Genomic DNA, 15,511 nt, shown 5'->3' with positions numbered 1-15,511 from the left:
AATGTCTTTCCTCATTAACGGTAACTCAATGACTTAGCGATACAGAGTAAGATTCGCATCATATTATGACAATGCATTGATGATTTATGCGTTTGAAAAGCATATCCTAGCCTTTTATATCGTAGAAAGACCTGTTTACCGTGTATTCAAAAATATTTTCCTCTCCGTTTGCTGAGCTTTCACCTGTAAAAAAAGTAGCGATTTTAGGACTGCCACTTATTGCAGCGATTGGTGTTGCTTTGCAATCTTCGCCATCGGATCTGACGAAAACCGTCGATCTGAATTTACCGGACTCAACGGTTATTGAGTCAATTCTGTCATCTTCTTCTGTTACTGCTATTGAACCGCCGACGTTTGAGTATCAAATACAAACTGGTGATAACTTGAGTAGCATTTTCACTCAGCTTGGATTTTCATATAAATCGATGATGAGTGTGATGGAAACCGATCTAAACTTCCTTGCGTTGGATACGCTTCGTCCTGGTAATACATTGCGCTTTTGGCGTAATGAGGCGACAGGTGATCTTTCAAAAATGGAACTTCAATTTAGTGTTGCTGATAAAGTGGTTTATCGACGACTTGAAGATGGCAACTATGAATTCGAAGATATCTCTATTCCTGGTGAATGGAAACAAAAGCCTCTAGTCGGCGATATTCAAGGTAGTTTCTCGATGTCGGCGAATAAAGTCGGTTTGAGCAGCATAGAGATCGACCATATTGTGACTCTTCTTAAAGACAAGCTGAACTTTAGCCGAGACTTACGCGCTGGCGATCAGTTTGAAGTGCTTCAGAAAGCTCAATTTGTTGATGGTGTTGCTACCGGAAAACGTGAAATTGAAGCAATCAAGATCATCAACAGAAACCGTGTTGTATCTGCTTATCTTCATACCGATGGCCAATATTATGATGCGGACGGTGATAGCCTACAGCGTGCTTTCCAACGTTATCCCGTGAGTAGCGGCTGGCGTCAAAGTTCTCAATTCAACCCGAAACGTCTACATCCTGTGACAGGCCGAATCTCACCACATAACGGTACCGACTTCGCGACGCCAATTGGTACGCCAGTTCAAGCAACGGGTGACGGCAAAGTGATCATGACCCGTAAACACCCTTACGCGGGTAACTACGTGGTGATTCAGCACGGCAGCACTTATAAAACGCGTTACCTGCATTTAAGTAAGATTCTCGTGCGTAAAGGACAAACGGTATCGCGTGGCCAACGTATTGGTTTATCGGGTAAAACGGGCCGAGTGACGGGTGCGCATTTGCACTATGAACTTATCGAGCGCGGTCGCCCTGTTAACGCGATGACTGCGAATATTCCGATGGCAGATTCAGTGCCTAAAAAGGAAAAAGCAACCTTCATTGCCGCTCGAGATGAAGCCGACAAGCTGTTAAAGAAAGCCCTAGAAACGCAATCTAACAATAGTTAACGTTAACTGGTTTACTTGTCGATATCGTTGAATGAAGCTACTTAATAAAGCCGTGAGTAATATGCTAAACAGCTAAATGGTTTAGTTGATATACCGCGGCTTTTTTGATTATTGGTTGCGCTGAGGTCCACTTGTTGTTGATTTCTTGGAGTATGAACGCTTACGGTTACTCCGCAAGAGATTCTGAGTGAGTCACATAGCTGACTATCGCTTCTGGTCGCATAGGCGGCGAGTAGAGATACCCTTGGATTTTGTTACATCCCATTGCGTGCAACTTTTCTAATTGTTCACGCTTCTCAACACCCTCGGCAACCAATGATACGTCTAGCCTGTGAGCCAGCTGAATGATCAACCATACGACGCTTTCTGAGGTCGAGTTAGTGAGTAAGTTTTGAATGAAAGTGGCATCAATTTTAATGCAATCGATAGGGTAGCTGTGAATGTAATTTAAGCTTGAATAACCTGTGCCAAAATCGTCGAGTGCAATGGTAAAACCTTGCCCTCTTAGGAAGTTTAGCGCTGATTTCGTCTCTTGTGTCGGAGACAGAAGCACGGTTTCTGTCAACTCAATAACAAATTCATCAGCCTTAAAATGGTGCTGTTCAATAGTCCGAGTTAGGTAGGAGATATAGCGCTTAGAGTCGGTAAGTTCATGTGCTGAACAATTTATCCCAAGTTTAACTTTGTAGCCTAATCCTTGCTCCAATATCGTTTTCGCATGGCATACTAGTTCTATAATACGTTCACCCAGTTCAACAATTTGACCTGATTCTTCCGCGACTCGAATGAACTCTACCGGAGAGATATCTCCGTGTTTGGCGGTCTTCCAGCGAGTAAGTACCTCAAAATATCCCCATTGTGTTTCGCCTTGATCAACGATTGGTTGCACCACCACGTACATTCCATTGTTGCTAGGGTGAAGGCTCTGTGAAATCGGGTTCGCAAGCTCACTTCGTAATGCTGCGATCAACTCTGTTTTTCTTTGATAGCGAACTCTCAGGTGAGTGTCATAACACTGAATGTGGACATCTTGGTTTCGTTTGCACTCTTTTAGCGCCAAACTGGTGTTGAATATTATCTGTTCTACATCTTTATTATCGCCGTCTGAGCTAGCAATACCGATGCTAACGTCGAATTCAATCTTGATGTCGACGCTACTGTATCCTTGCTTTATCTTAGCTAACACCTCTTCGCATACGGCTATGGGATCGGAATGATATGTGATAAAAGCAAACTCATTTCCGGCTGTTCGAAACGTTAAGTTGCTCTCCGGCAATGTTCGGCGCAAGATCTCGGCGAGGTGCTGCAGCACTTTATCGCCAATATAATTGCCGTGAATATCATTAATTGCTTTAAAGCTGTTGATATCTAGCAGCGCTAATGTGAATGGTGTGACGCTTTGTTGAGTGATCGACTCTAAGGTATCAGATAAGCAACTGCGGTTTTGTAAGCCAGTAAGACTGTCGTGTGAGACTTCATAACTCAGTTGATTGACGAGTTGTTCAGAACGATCGTTAAACCACATTTCTCTCAGTGTATGTATGATGATGTTTGCAAACAGTTGATGATATTTAATTGCATCTTGTTGTTGATCCGGAGTTAGAGGGGAAGTGAATGTTGAAAATAACACCCCCATCACTTCACCACTCTGAGTACGAGTGGGAATCGCGATTGAATTCTGTGATGTTATTTCTTGTCTAAATGCCGATGTTGGTAGCGACTGAACGATGTGTTGAGCGAATGAGCAGTCTGGGTGTTTTTGATTAACTGCTTGCTGATAGATATGCCCATGACGTGCGTTGATTTTGTCACGCAAGACATGGTCAGAATGGGCTATGACTAAGGGAACCGTTTGATCCGGAAAGTACTTTTTCTCTATGATACTGGTGTATTGAGTACCAAATGTTTGATGCAAAGTAAGCACGGCCGACTCTAAAAGGTCGATACCTTCCAATTTAAGTAAACGTCCGATACGCTCGGTATCTATCATTCTGTTGTGTGCATGTTGAGTCATAGTCATCATCCGTAGCTAACCAGAATCAGTATATAAACTGTGTTTGTACAAGCCATATCGTTAAATCTTGAATATGTCTAATTTATATGCGTCTAGTTTATTATCGGCCGTGTTATATAATTTTTCAAACTCAGTTGCGACTTATTTCACAGAATCTAATTCAAAAATCTGATTACTACGCTCTTTGTTTAGCCTGTCTTTAAGATGATCCAAAAATAGCTTTGTTCGTGTATGTGAGTAATCAAGCTTAGGATAGTACGCGTAAACCATCACCTCATCCGCCGTTATATTCGGTAATACTGGAACTAATGTCCCTTGTTTCAGATCCTCTTTTATCATTGCCTTAATGGTTAAAAGTACGCCCATCCCTCTCTTGGCTGCATGAAATAAGGCCTCTGGGTTTGTGGTGGCAAAATTCCCTTTGAGAGTAATGCGTTGGCCTTTGGTTAGTGTTACTTCTCGAATAGGGCGTTCTCCCCATATTAGCGAATTGTGCTGCTCTAAATCTTGCTCGCATGTTGGGTAGCCATGTTGGGCTAAGTAACTTGGCGCGGCGTAGAATCCAGTTTTGTGCTCAAACAAAGCGCTTTTTTTAAAGCTTAAGGAATTGAGTTGTTCCAGTTCACGACTGATCACGAGGTCCAAACCCAGTTCGGGTAATTGACCCGGTGTAGTAGTGATGAGCTGCACCTTAATATCTGGGTACTTTTCCAAAAAGTCATCCAGATATTGCACGAGAAATTTAGACCCGACAGCAATGGTTGCTCCTATCTTTAACAAGCCAGCAGGGGTTTGGTTGACCGAACGAGTTTCATCGATAATTGACTGCCAACTATCGAGTTGATCTTTAGCTCTTTGATAAAAGAGTGCCCCGGCTTCAGTTTGGCTAATTGAGCGGGTAGTGCGTTTGAGTAATTGAGTACCAATACGTTCTTCTAACCAATTAACCCGTTTGCTAATCGCTGAACTGGTGGTATTCAGCTTACGTGCAGCACCATTGAAGCTGCCTTCTTCAACGACCCTTACATAGCTTTGTACGTTAAGAATCCAATCCATATTGTTTCCTGTCAAGACCTAATCAAATTCCAATTAGGTCAATTATCAATTATTGGTTTTGAATGTAAACTCATTTCTACGAGTGAAAATCAAACAATGAGGAAAGTTTTTGAGCCAATCGACCTTTAAAAAAACACCATTACTTCTCGCAATGATGATCATCGCGACGGGCCAGGTGGGCGTGAGTATTTATCTTCCGTCATTACCATTAATTGCCACAGACCTCAGTGTTACTCAAGTGGACGTTCAGTTACTAGTTACGCTGTTCCTTGTCGGATTTGGATTGTCTCAGCTTTTTTATGGGCCTATGTCTGATGCTGTAGGAAGAAGGCCGATTTTTTTATTGGGTCAAGGTATTTACTTGGTTGGCACAATCGTTTGTTTTGCTTTTTCTGACAATATGACAGCGTTGGAAGTCGGGCGGTTACTTCAAGGCTTAGGGGCGGGCAGTGCGTCCGTATTAGGGCGTAGTGTTCTTAGAGACAGTTATGATGGCCCTCAGTTAACCAAAGCTTTATCTTACATTTCAATGACCGCGTCTATCATGCCAATTATTGCGCCAGTATTTGGTGGTTGGATTTCATTTCATCTAGGTTGGCAGGCGGTATTCCTATTCGTTTTACTGTATTTGTTAGCCATATTTATCTTGGGCTACTTTGTGTTACCCGAGACTCTTCCTTATGGAAAAAGTCGTTTTGATGCGACTCAAGTTATTAAGAACTATGGACGTTTTCTGACCAATCGACAAGTAATCAGTAGTGCGAGTTACAACTGGATGAGTTATCTGGCGAGTTTGGTGTCGCTTTCGTTATTCCCATTTTTAATGCAAGAACAATTGGGATTGACGGCTGCTGAATATGGCTCTTTGATGATCGTCCCCTCGGCTGGATTGTTGATTGGTAGTGTTACGTTAAATTTGCTCAATCGTAGGTTCAGTACGCCGCAATTGATGAGCCTTGCGATTTTGATTATTTTGGCTTCTGGAGGTTGGCTGCTTACGCACGAGCTAACCATTTTTAACCTCGTGTGGGCTTTTACTTTGTTAGCGATAGCTCAGGGGATCTCTTTTCCTCTATCGATTAGTATGTTGTTGGAACCCCACAAGAAGCAAGCTGGTGCCGTGTCGGCTTTATCGGGCTCTATTCAAATGTGCTTGGCTGGCTTATTCGGTGGGTACTTGGTCGAAAGGTGGGTGACAACTCACCTGCAACTTGGTGTGTTTTACCTGGTCATTGGTGTAGGGATGGGTTGGGTTCTTTGGTCTTCAACGAGATTGAATAAGAAACTCGACGTGACTGAAGTGGAGTACAGTTAAGCACTTAGCTTACTATGCTCTAACGTAATATCGTTAGGCGTTGTATTTGTGCTGCTGGTTTCCTACAATGCTCCGGTCCATTTAATAGGTAAAACAACATGCAGCAAAATGAATTTGAAGTATTGGTAAAAGCTATCTGCGCACTAGATAGCCTGCCTCAAGCACTTGAGCTATTGAAATCCAATGAGGATACAGAAGTCGCTGAGGCTGCTGCATCACTAACTGGTCAATTTTCGCTAGCTGAAGTTGAAGGCGAAAAGCGTATTTACCACGTGACGCTTCAAGAAAATGAACTAGGCGAAGAGCAAGAGTACATCGAACATGTCATGAATGAAGGCGATGACTTAATTAAATTTGCAGCTTGGTTCTTTGAAACTATGTTTGAATTGAAACAAAAAGATACTTACCAAATTGCTGGAAAAACTTACAGACAGCCAAAGCGTAGCTAGGGTTTCTAAGTGAAATATTTTAAAAGCAGCTCAAATGAGCTGCTTTTTTTATAAATTTCGAATCCACCTCTTTAACTTCAATAGACTTAATGCGCTAGGTTTAGTATGAATTGTATTAACTCGTTAGTATAAAATTGATGATGTTGATGAAAGCTGCGGTGGGAACCTGTTGGTTGCAATGTCATTAGTAATTTTGCATTAAAGTGTGATTTGGATCTTGTTTTGGGGGGTTTTACGTGTAGAATCCGCACACAAGAAAAGTAGATGATGTGCGGAGATAAGCATGAATTACGAATTGGGCCACGCATACCTTGGCCAAATGGCAGCAAAAAACATGATGCATGAAGCATTGTATGGTACATCAAAGCCAAAGAAGCCATCATTCTTTAAGCGAATGATGAAGAAAATGGCTAAATAAGCATTTTCAGAAACGGAATTTTAAAAGGCCTTAAACTCGATGAAGTTTAAGGCCTTTTTCGTTTTAGCGATGGATGAATGTCATCGCCGAGCTTTTTTGTGGATGGACACAAAAAACTTATATGTTAATCATCTTATTCGTTAACCGATTGGCTGGATAAGTCGACAACGTTGTTAGGAATGGTGTCTAAACCATTTTCTTTCATCCATGCTTCCAAGTTGTCGGCACCGCCGATGTATTTTCCATCAAGCCAGATTTGAGGTACGGTGACGGGTGTTTTCTCACCAATGTGCGCTTTCACTTCAGGGATCATTCGATATAAGGCTGCGCTATCTTTTACAACATCGTGGTATGTGTATTCGACGCCGGCTTCATCAAGCATTTTTTTTGCTTTGACGCAGAATGGACAGGTCGCTTTGCCGTAAACAATGTTGCCTTTCAAGCTGTCTCGCTTAGTCCACTCTTTAATGACCGACTGAACTAACACGCCGCGGTTAAGTGCTTCACCTTGACTAACAACTTTACCTTCTACAACTAGGATTGGAGCATGCCAAGAACCCAGTTTTAAAGGTTCCCACCAGTGAGATAACCAATCTTTCACTTCCAGCTCTACATCAACGCCTGCTAACTCATTCTCAAAAGTATCCTTCAGAATGTCTTTGGTGAGGGTACATTCTCCACATGGGATGTTTACTTTAAATGGACCCCAGCTGCCTGCCCAACGGTATAGTGTGATCTTGACTGGTTTCTTCATGGCTACGACCTCGTTTAAATTCTCTTATCAATATAGAACGGACAGCAGAACTATTTATTTCATTGGTCCTAAATTTACTTTATTTTCGCCGGCTTTTTTGTTTCCCAATGGGTAATAAACGCGACTGATGCAATAATAATAGCGGCTCCTAGCCATAAACGACCAGGTGGAACCCAACTAAACACGATCCAACCTGCTAATACATTGAGTGGAAGCTTAGCGTGGTCAAATGGTTGAACAAAAGAGGCATCGGCCACGGAGTAAGCTTTCACGATTGCCCATTGTGCAAGCGCAGTCATTATGCCAATGATAATTAATATTCCCCAGATAGTGCCTCCGCTTGGAGTTTGCCAATCAGGCACAGCAAGAAGAAGGTTAAAGGGTGTAATCAAGAGAAGCAGGTAAACCACCATGGTTGAAGGACTATCTTGTGACGAAAGTTTCTTCACCATCAGAGAGTAGCAAGCCCAGAAAAAAGCGGCGCCAACGGGTAATAGTGTTGCCCAACTAAAGTCTTCGCCCCATGGTTCAAGGATGACCATCGCACCAACGAAACCGGCTAAAGTTGCCCCCCAACGAGCTGCCCCCACTTTTTCTTTCAGGAAAAGGCCAGAACCTATAGTTGCAAACAGTGGTGAGGTCATGAGCAGGGCTATGCCTTGCCAAATGGGTACAGGGTAAGCAAGTGCCCAGATCCAGAGTTGGATACCAATAACTGATAAGAAAACACGGAAGACGTGCATTTTTAGGTTGTCGGTTCTGAGTGCACGGCGAATCCCCAGTGTTTTTAGGTATGGGAGAATGGCGCACAATGCAATGGCATATTGGATAACGGCGACGGTGGTAGAAGTAAGTCCGAAATGAATACTGGCGATCTGGGTTAAGCTATTAATAACGGCAAAGGCTAAGCCTGCGGTTAGCATCCAGCTAGCGCCTTGGATCGGATGATGTTGTGACATGATGCTTCTAATTCTTTGATGTGGTCTGCGTATGATACGGATTTAGCACCACTTAACCAGAAAAAGCATTGATGAAGTTCGTCAGAATATTTGAATATGAAAAAAGGTTGAGCGATTGCCCAACCTTTTTACTTTCAATCTAAAGTCGATTTAGGTTAGAAGTCGTAACGTAGACCTAGGCGCAGAGAATCTTCGCTTTGTGTTTCTAGGCCTGAAACCTTCACATCGTCTAGGTTGTTTAGTTGGTAAGCAACGTATGTACGGATAGATTTGTTGAATTTATAAGTCCCCGTTAGTTCAAAGAAGTCAGCTGTGTCTACAGTTAAGTTCTGTGTCGCGTCTTCTTCTTGTTTTTGGTACAAACCAGCCAGTTCAAATTGGTCTGTTAGCTTGTACTTAACAGCAACTTCCACACCTGAGAACTCAGTTTTTGATTTGTCGTCTAGGTCGCCCATTGTATATGTCGCACCTAGGTATAAAGCATCCATTTTGTAATTAATACCAGCGATTACAGCCGTTGCTGAACCATTACCAGTACCGTTGTCATTTCCTGAGTAGCCAAGACCAAAGCCTAAACCCATTGGTAGTGTGTAAATACCAGAGATGCCGTAACCGTCAGTGTCTTTATCTTCACCTGCGATAAAACTTGCTTTCAAAGAAAGCGCGTCAGCGTCGTAAGCGTATACAAACGTGTTGTTTATCTGTTCGTCGCCAGCGTTGATGAATGCTTTTTGGTCACCAGAGTAGATAGTAACATCTGACATTTCCGAAATTTGAGCAGCAGCTGTATCTTGACGGCCTACCGAAACAGCACCAAAATTACCTTCTAGGCCTGCGTACATATAACGTTGTTTGAAGTTATCTGTCTTATCGTTATCAGCTGAAGATTTCACGCTTTGTTCTGCTTCGTAGAAACCAAAACCTGAGAGGTCACTATTGATTTCTGTAGTACCGCCAACGTTCAAACGAAAACGGCTTTTATTTTCCATTGTACCTTCGATTTCTTCACCGCCTGAACCAATGAAATCACCACGGAATTCTGCGCGACCGCCAATTTTAAGTTCAGTACCATCAGAGCTGTAAACTGTTGCTGCTAGAGACGAACCTGAAACTAGTGCCGCTACGACTGCAGAAGCTAAAACTGCCTTATTCATAATCACTTACCTTGTATTTTAAAATCCGTGAGCAATGTGCTCTCCGTTTCGATATGAAGCTAATTTAGAGCAGCTAAATTACGCTTTCATTTCTATAAAATTACATTTTCGTGAATGGGGAACTTTTTACGTTTTGATTTTATTGCACTTTTATTTCCAATACCTAAACGGTTTGTGAATGGTACGGTCAATCATGTGGGTTTGAGTGCTGACTTTCGAAAAGACGTTTTTGGATCAGTGGTGACAGGATGAGTGATTTTTACGCTCAGATTCGGGTTTGCTCATCCGATTAACTGTTTGTGCTGGTTAATATATCCTCTATGATGCAACAACTTAGAAAGAATAGTTTTGCTCAACAAGATGGAGACGTTGGATGAAAACAGAGTACTTAGGCGATGTTTTACAAGGTAGGCAGGTTATTGGATCCTTGAATGTTGAAGACTTACCCGCTGGAGAGCATCAGTTTTGGTTTCAAGTAACCAGTGATGGGTTAGGGCAACCTAAGAATATGCCTGTTTCTGTTTTTAAAGGCAGTCAAGAAGGCCCTAAGCTGATGATTACTGCTGGTATTCACGGTGATGAGCTAAATGGTGTGTTGGCTGCTCAGCAAATTATCAGAGACTTAGTAGGTAAAACTCTCAAAGGTACGGTAACGATTGTGCCTACTGTGAATTTGTCTGGTTTGCTGAACCATAGCCGTGATTTTATATCTTCGGATCCGGGTTCTTGCCCGGCCAACCTCAATCGGCTCTTTCCGGGGGATGCGAATGGCCTAGCTGCGGAGCGCTTTGTTGCGTCTTTGTGGGAGCGTTTGCTTAAGCATAATGCTACCTTCGCCGTCGACCTCCATACTCAAACTCGTGGTGCAGTCTACCCGCTTTATGTGTTTGCTGATTACCGAGTCGAACAATGTTTGGAGATGGCGAGACTGATGCAACCCGATTGCGTTCTGAATGACCCTGGCGACCCCGGTATTTTAGAAACGGTTTGGAATCGAAGTGGAATTCCGAGTGTCACGGTGGAAGTGGGTATGGGGAAATTTACTCAACCTGACATGATTCAACGAGCAGTAGGCGGTGTTTTTAACATGCTGTCTTATTATGAAATGTTCGAGATAGACCGACATAACCCAGACAAAATACAATTGCCGAGCATAGATTGGGTAGAGGGTAATGACGTAGTTTCTATCCGCGCTGATATTGGTGGCTTCGTATTGCCACAGGTTGAACTTCTACAGAGCGTAGAACAAGATGATTTGTTGGCCATCCAGTATGATGCTTTCGGCAATGAATGTCGTCGTTATCGCGCGCCATCTTCTGGCCGTGTACTCAGCTATAATGTCGATGCGTTAAGGGAGCCGGGTGCGCTTGTTTGCCGCTTGTTAAGTTAGGATTATATCTATTGGATGTTTCCGTGTTAACGCGATGTGTCGCTATTTAAACACGCAAAAAAAGACCGAGCGAGGCTCGGTCAAAGGACAGTTGTCTAGAGTTAACACGTCTTTGACTCTTCGACAGAACTACTTTTAGGGTAGCGAGGCTAGATTAAGAACCCATTGCAAGATAGTGACACTTCGACTGCTTTTCTGTTTCAAATATAATACTGAAAACATTATCTTAAGCTCATCAAAAAGCCGACTGCGAGTTACGCTAGTCGGCTTTTTATTTACTTCTCTTTTGAGTCTTTGTCTCTATTAGGCTCGATTAAAAAGCGTCATCTACAATATCTTTAAGTCGGTCGTAAGGCACATAACCCGGTAATACTTGCCCATCTATCATTAAAGTCGGTGTCCCTGTTAAACCAAGAGCGCTAAAAGTTTGGTGGTTTGTCATTAGCGTTTGGTTCTGTTCAGCAGTTGTGTTTAATTGGTCTTCAGTTCCTGTTCTTTTAGCGACTGCTTGTAGTGAGTTCTTAGTGTGACTACCGCTTTTGGCCATAAGTAACCGACTGACCTCTTGGAATTTCTCCGGTTGTTCTTTCCATACTTTCATCGAATACAGAGCTGCATTTGTGTCGAGACCATTAACTTGTTGCTGCTTAAAAGACAGGAACACATTGATGATCTTAATATCACTATTTTCAGCTGTGAGTTGAGATAGGCCTTTTTCTAAGCGTTTGCAATATGGACAGTTATAGTCTGTAAAGTTAATGATAATCGATTTGCCTTTTGGATTACCTGATACTGGGTGAGCGTCATTGTTGTATAGCCAGTCATGACTGGTTTCCTGGGCTTTTTTAGCTTGCTCTTGGCCTGCAACATATCGTTGTAGGCTGGTATGTAGGCCTGAAATGGTCGCAGGGTTGTCTTTTAGAAATTGGTTAATTTCTTCAAGTTGTTGAGTTTGTTCTTTATTTAATTCGGCAAAAGCGCTGGCGCTCATCAGTGAGCCAATAATCAACGTGCTTATAATGTGCTTTTTCATTTCAATTCTCTAATTTTGGTGACCGCTAGAGGTTCGTTTGTGCCTATAGCGATTTAATTCTAGTTATAAGTGGGTTAACTTTTACCTTTTTTATTAGGAAAAGTAGGCTCTTAGCCAAAGCCCAATAGGGGAAGTAACACCTGTTGCGATACTGCTTATTTTTCCATCTTTGATGATGACAATGCTTGGAGTGACATTGATTCTCCAATCTCTACTGATCGAACCTGAGACATCGTTGATGGTCGGAAATTGATATTCTTTGGCATCTAAAAACCGCTGAACACGTTCGTCTTGCCCAGATGACAAGGCGACTGACACTATTTGATGGGTGTCGCTGAAACTGTTGACGGTTGGACTCACAAATTTGCAGGCACCACACCATGTTGCCCAAAAGTAGACAATCACGGGTTTACCATTTTTGCTTAGTTCGATAACGTCAATATCTTCGCCTTGGAGCGATTTCCCCACGATTGGAACGGCGTTGCCCTGAGGCATACTTCTGCTATGATAAAAATCCATCGCAAATGAAACTACGCCAACGATCAGTATCATTGAAACCAGTTCCTTTCCCCACTTCTTAAGGCTACTAGACTTCTTGGCTTTACCCTTTACAGCGTAGTTTTCAGTCGTGCGAGATTTCTCTTCATTGTTGGGAGTCTTCATTACTTACCTCGCAGCATCGAGAGTTTGAACGACAGTATCGCTGTCTAGAATGATAGGTAATGGGATACCGCTTTTATAGCTTGGCCCGTAGACGATATTAAATGGCACACCAAATCGCCCATTACTTTGTAGATATTGAGTGACACTCTCACTAGGTGTTGTCCAGTCGCCTTTCATCAAGACAATGTCTTCTTGTTGTAGGTGGTTGTAGACAGGATTTTGAAGAATGACGCCGATCTTGTTGGCTTTACAGGTGATACACCATTCTGCTGTTACATCAACAAATACCGTTTTGCCTTGCTCAACGAGCTGAGGGATTTGTTTCGAGTCAAGCTTCTGCCAAGCAAGGTCATCAACAATTGGCGTTGCCCAATTATCAGCGGTGACACTGCCTATGATTAAAGCCGCACCAAACACAAGAGTAGTGGTAGCCACTATAGGGATAAGGACCTTGCGACCTAACTTACGGCCAATCCAAATCAATACTGAAATCACGATGGACAGTGACATTAATATTGTTGAAAACTTGCCAATAAACGGCGTCATCAAGCTGGCTAACCATAAGCTGGTGGCAAACATCATCAAACCAAAGATCAGTTTGACCTTGAACATCCACGCTCCAGGTTTTGGTAGTAGCTTAGTCAAATTAGGGAAAGTTGCGAAGATTAACCAAGGCGCACTCATGCCTATGCCTAAAGCAATGAAGATCGCCCACAGTTCTTGATAGCTCGCACCTAGTGCATAAGCCACAGCCGTACCTAAGAATGGTGCGCTACATGGTGTTGCTAACAACGTCGCAAACATGCCTTGAACAAAGTGGCCTGAATGTGAGTCATCGCCTTTGGTTGCTATCCAAGTGTTTAAACCCGATGGTAGTCTGAATTCGACTAACCCAAGTAAGTTAACCGAGAACAGCAAAGTGATGATCAGCATGAATGCAATGAACCAGACGTTTTGGAATTGGATTCCCCAACCAATCGCGTTGCCACCCATTTTTAGAACGGTCATGCCAAAGGCCAACAATGCAAACGAGGTAATCACCCCCATAGCCGAGGCTAAGAATGAGATTCGGATATGACGATTTGATGCGCCTTGGTTGTGAATGATGCTGTTTAATTTCATTCCTAATACTGGCAGTACACACGGCATAATATTGAGTATCAAACCACCAATTAGGGCAAATCCAAGCATTACCCCTAAGCCATTATTGCTCTCTTGGTAAGTGATTGGGGTAGATCCAACCGGTGCAATCATCTCTTCCGCTAAGTTGGTGTCAGAAACGGTGATGCTCACCCTGCGACTGGTTAAGTCGACCTCTCCAAGCCAGTTGCTAACATCGTAGACAGCGGTCAACGTATTACCTGTAATATAGATCGCTGGTTGAGCGAAGAAGTCATCGATTACTTCTTGGCCGTCGATCAGCACCTGGGGCTTATCCCAACCTTTTTTACTCGTTAACTGGGTCACCAGTTGTTGCTTACTCTTGTCCCAGAACAGTCCGTTAACTGAGGTGCGATTCGCTTCTCTTGGAGATTGGCTCATGCCTTGATTGAAGAGGAACATTGCTTCCTCATCGAGCTGCAATGTTTGCGTGTCGATAGGGAGTTCGATGTCATAGTCAGTCAAAACACAGATATTCGTACAAGATGGAAACGAGAGAGAGGCTCTGAATACCGCAGGTTGCGTGTTGTCTTTTAGCGTTAAGGTAACCGGAAAGCTGACGTGTTTTTTGTAACCTAACGTCATCACACCGAGCTGCTCGTAGTACTTAGGAATAGGCCAGTGCCAGTTTACAGACTCTATATTCGTTGAATCAGACCAGTCCCAGCTTGGTGGGATTCCGCCTTCACCGGGGCTACGCCAATAGGTTTTCCAGTCGCCGTCTAGCTCAACATCCAATATCGTCTGAACTGTTGAACCGTCATCTGACTGTTCACCCGTCGACATCATTCGTATTTTTACAGGTGGATGCTCTGGCGCACTTATCCAGCCCGTAGTTTGCGCTAAAGCAGTAAATGACGCCATAGCCAAAATGGCAACGACGATAGTTTTCGTGCATGCACGCATGCAGAGTGCCAACGAATCGACAAACTTAGTTAGTAGTGTGTTGTACACAAATGTATCTCCAAAAAATAAATAAAAGGGTGGAATAGCCCGGTTATTTATTCTCTAAATATACAGTGCTTTAGATGTAACCGAAGTTTTGTAGGTCGAGAAGAGCGATGGTTGTCTCTGGATAATCTAGAGATGTGAGGTGGCAAGTTGAATGCGACAGCGAGAAGTAGGATAAAAGGGGTCAGCCAGCCCGTTTTAGGAGTGGCGAAAGTTAGCATTTTTGAACTTAGACTGCAGGAACTTGAATTTGGTGTTGTCAGTGTTTTAGACGCTTCAGCACCAAAAAAATTGGCGTATAGCGTTGCCATGTTGTCTGAAAATGTAACTTGAGTTTTAGAGGCGTTGGTTTCTGCGTGAGCCGGCTTTTCTCCCAGAATCTTAGTTTCCGTGAGGGCCTGTGTTTTTGTGCTAATTAGGATTGATTGATCACCAGCCGATGAAGGTAGCATTACTTTTTTTGAAGACAGCGTACTCGCCAGACAGGTTACGATAACCAGTCCAGTAAGGAGGAGCGCCCAGAGTGAATGCTGTTGCCGGCGGTTCTGTTGGGATAAAAAACGTAGTGGTGTGCTTTGCAAATCAGTCAGTAATCAAATCAGTAATTGAAATAGCCAGTAATTGACATAGTTAGCAAGCTAGTCGAGTTGCTGCTAGCTTAGATAACTTTTATACGTGCCACAAGTTATAAAATTGTCAAAGTAAAAGGGCTGCATAAACGTCAGCTCTAACAACTCAGGCATCGAGGTCTGACTTAAGTT

Annotated in this window: 13 protein-coding genes; 5 read left to right on the top strand and 8 right to left on the bottom strand. The window is 43.0% G+C overall.

From position 1 onward, the window contains the following. Window positions 1-140 precede the first annotated feature (140 nt). On the top strand, window positions 141-1,433 hold the full coding sequence (locus IQO02_RS16890) for a peptidoglycan DD-metalloendopeptidase family protein (RefSeq protein WP_010431192.1): 1,293 nt from the start codon (window positions 141-143) through the stop codon (window positions 1,431-1,433). A 166-nt stretch (window positions 1,434-1,599) separates the two neighbouring features. Here the strand turns inward: IQO02_RS16890 and IQO02_RS16885 are convergent, their stop codons facing one another. Both IQO02_RS16885 and IQO02_RS16880 read right to left on the bottom strand, forming a co-directional pair. Then, window positions 1,600-3,447, bottom strand: a complete 1,848-nt coding sequence (locus IQO02_RS16885) for a putative bifunctional diguanylate cyclase/phosphodiesterase (protein WP_102282448.1) — start codon at window positions 3,445-3,447, stop codon at window positions 1,600-1,602. A gap of 141 nt (window positions 3,448-3,588) precedes the next feature. Beyond that, entirely contained in the window at window positions 3,589-4,503 is a 915-nt protein-coding gene (locus tag IQO02_RS16880) for a LysR family transcriptional regulator (RefSeq protein ID WP_010431185.1), read from the bottom strand. Between the two features lie 109 nt (window positions 4,504-4,612). Between IQO02_RS16880 and IQO02_RS16875 the strand changes: the two genes are divergently transcribed. From IQO02_RS16875 to IQO02_RS22390, 3 genes are all read left to right on the top strand, one after another. Continuing rightward, window positions 4,613-5,818, top strand: coding sequence for a multidrug effflux MFS transporter (locus IQO02_RS16875; RefSeq protein ID WP_102282447.1), 1,206 nt, complete (start codon window positions 4,613-4,615; stop codon window positions 5,816-5,818). 98 nt (window positions 5,819-5,916) lie between these two features. After that, the gene (locus tag IQO02_RS16870; RefSeq protein WP_010431179.1) at window positions 5,917-6,267 is read left to right on the top strand and encodes a hypothetical protein; all 351 of its coding nucleotides are present in this window, start codon (window positions 5,917-5,919) and stop codon (window positions 6,265-6,267) included. Window positions 6,268-6,550: 283 nt separating this feature from the next. Continuing rightward, window positions 6,551-6,685 carry a hypothetical protein gene (locus IQO02_RS22390; protein WP_010431176.1) on the top strand — a complete coding sequence of 45 codons (135 nt, stop codon included), beginning with the start codon at window positions 6,551-6,553 and terminating at the stop codon, window positions 6,683-6,685. Window positions 6,686-6,818: 133 nt separating this feature from the next. Here IQO02_RS22390 and IQO02_RS16865 read toward each other — a convergent pair whose 3' ends face one another. The 3 genes from IQO02_RS16865 to IQO02_RS16855 form a co-directional block, all read right to left on the bottom strand. After that, a complete protein-coding gene (locus IQO02_RS16865; protein WP_016797253.1) occupies window positions 6,819-7,439 on the bottom strand; it encodes a glutaredoxin domain-containing protein in 621 nt (206 codons plus the stop codon). A 74-nt stretch (window positions 7,440-7,513) separates the two neighbouring features. After that, complete coding sequence (locus IQO02_RS16860) at window positions 7,514-8,398, bottom strand: DMT family transporter (protein ID WP_010431171.1); 885 nt, start codon at window positions 8,396-8,398, stop codon at window positions 7,514-7,516. A 155-nt stretch (window positions 8,399-8,553) separates the two neighbouring features. After that, on the bottom strand, window positions 8,554-9,552 hold the full coding sequence (locus tag IQO02_RS16855; protein WP_010431169.1) for a porin: 999 nt from the start codon (window positions 9,550-9,552) through the stop codon (window positions 8,554-8,556). Window positions 9,553-9,925: 373 nt separating this feature from the next. Between IQO02_RS16855 and IQO02_RS16850 the strand changes: the two genes are divergently transcribed. Then, on the top strand, window positions 9,926-10,942 hold the full coding sequence (locus IQO02_RS16850; protein WP_016793776.1) for a succinylglutamate desuccinylase/aspartoacylase family protein: 1,017 nt from the start codon (window positions 9,926-9,928) through the stop codon (window positions 10,940-10,942). Window positions 10,943-11,255: 313 nt separating this feature from the next. Here the strand turns inward: IQO02_RS16850 and IQO02_RS16845 are convergent, their stop codons facing one another. The 3 genes from IQO02_RS16845 to IQO02_RS16835 form a co-directional block, all read right to left on the bottom strand. Next, a complete protein-coding gene (locus IQO02_RS16845; RefSeq protein ID WP_010431163.1) occupies window positions 11,256-11,975 on the bottom strand; it encodes a DsbA family protein in 720 nt (239 codons plus the stop codon). Window positions 11,976-12,068: 93 nt separating this feature from the next. Then, window positions 12,069-12,638, bottom strand: a complete 570-nt coding sequence (locus tag IQO02_RS16840) for a protein disulfide oxidoreductase (protein ID WP_010431161.1) — start codon at window positions 12,636-12,638, stop codon at window positions 12,069-12,071. 3 nt (window positions 12,639-12,641) lie between these two features. After that, window positions 12,642-14,705 (bottom strand): protein-disulfide reductase DsbD family protein, encoded by a 2,064-nt coding sequence (locus IQO02_RS16835; RefSeq protein WP_016768793.1) that lies wholly within the window; start codon window positions 14,703-14,705, stop codon window positions 12,642-12,644. Window positions 14,706-15,511: the final 806 nt, after the last annotated feature.

This window comes from Vibrio sp. OPT24, assembly GCF_015163545.1.
GTDB lineage: Bacteria > Pseudomonadota > Gammaproteobacteria > Enterobacterales > Vibrionaceae > Vibrio > Vibrio cyclitrophicus.
The sequence above is the reverse complement of the archived record's forward strand: the minus strand, read 5'-3'. Positions and strand labels throughout refer to the sequence as shown.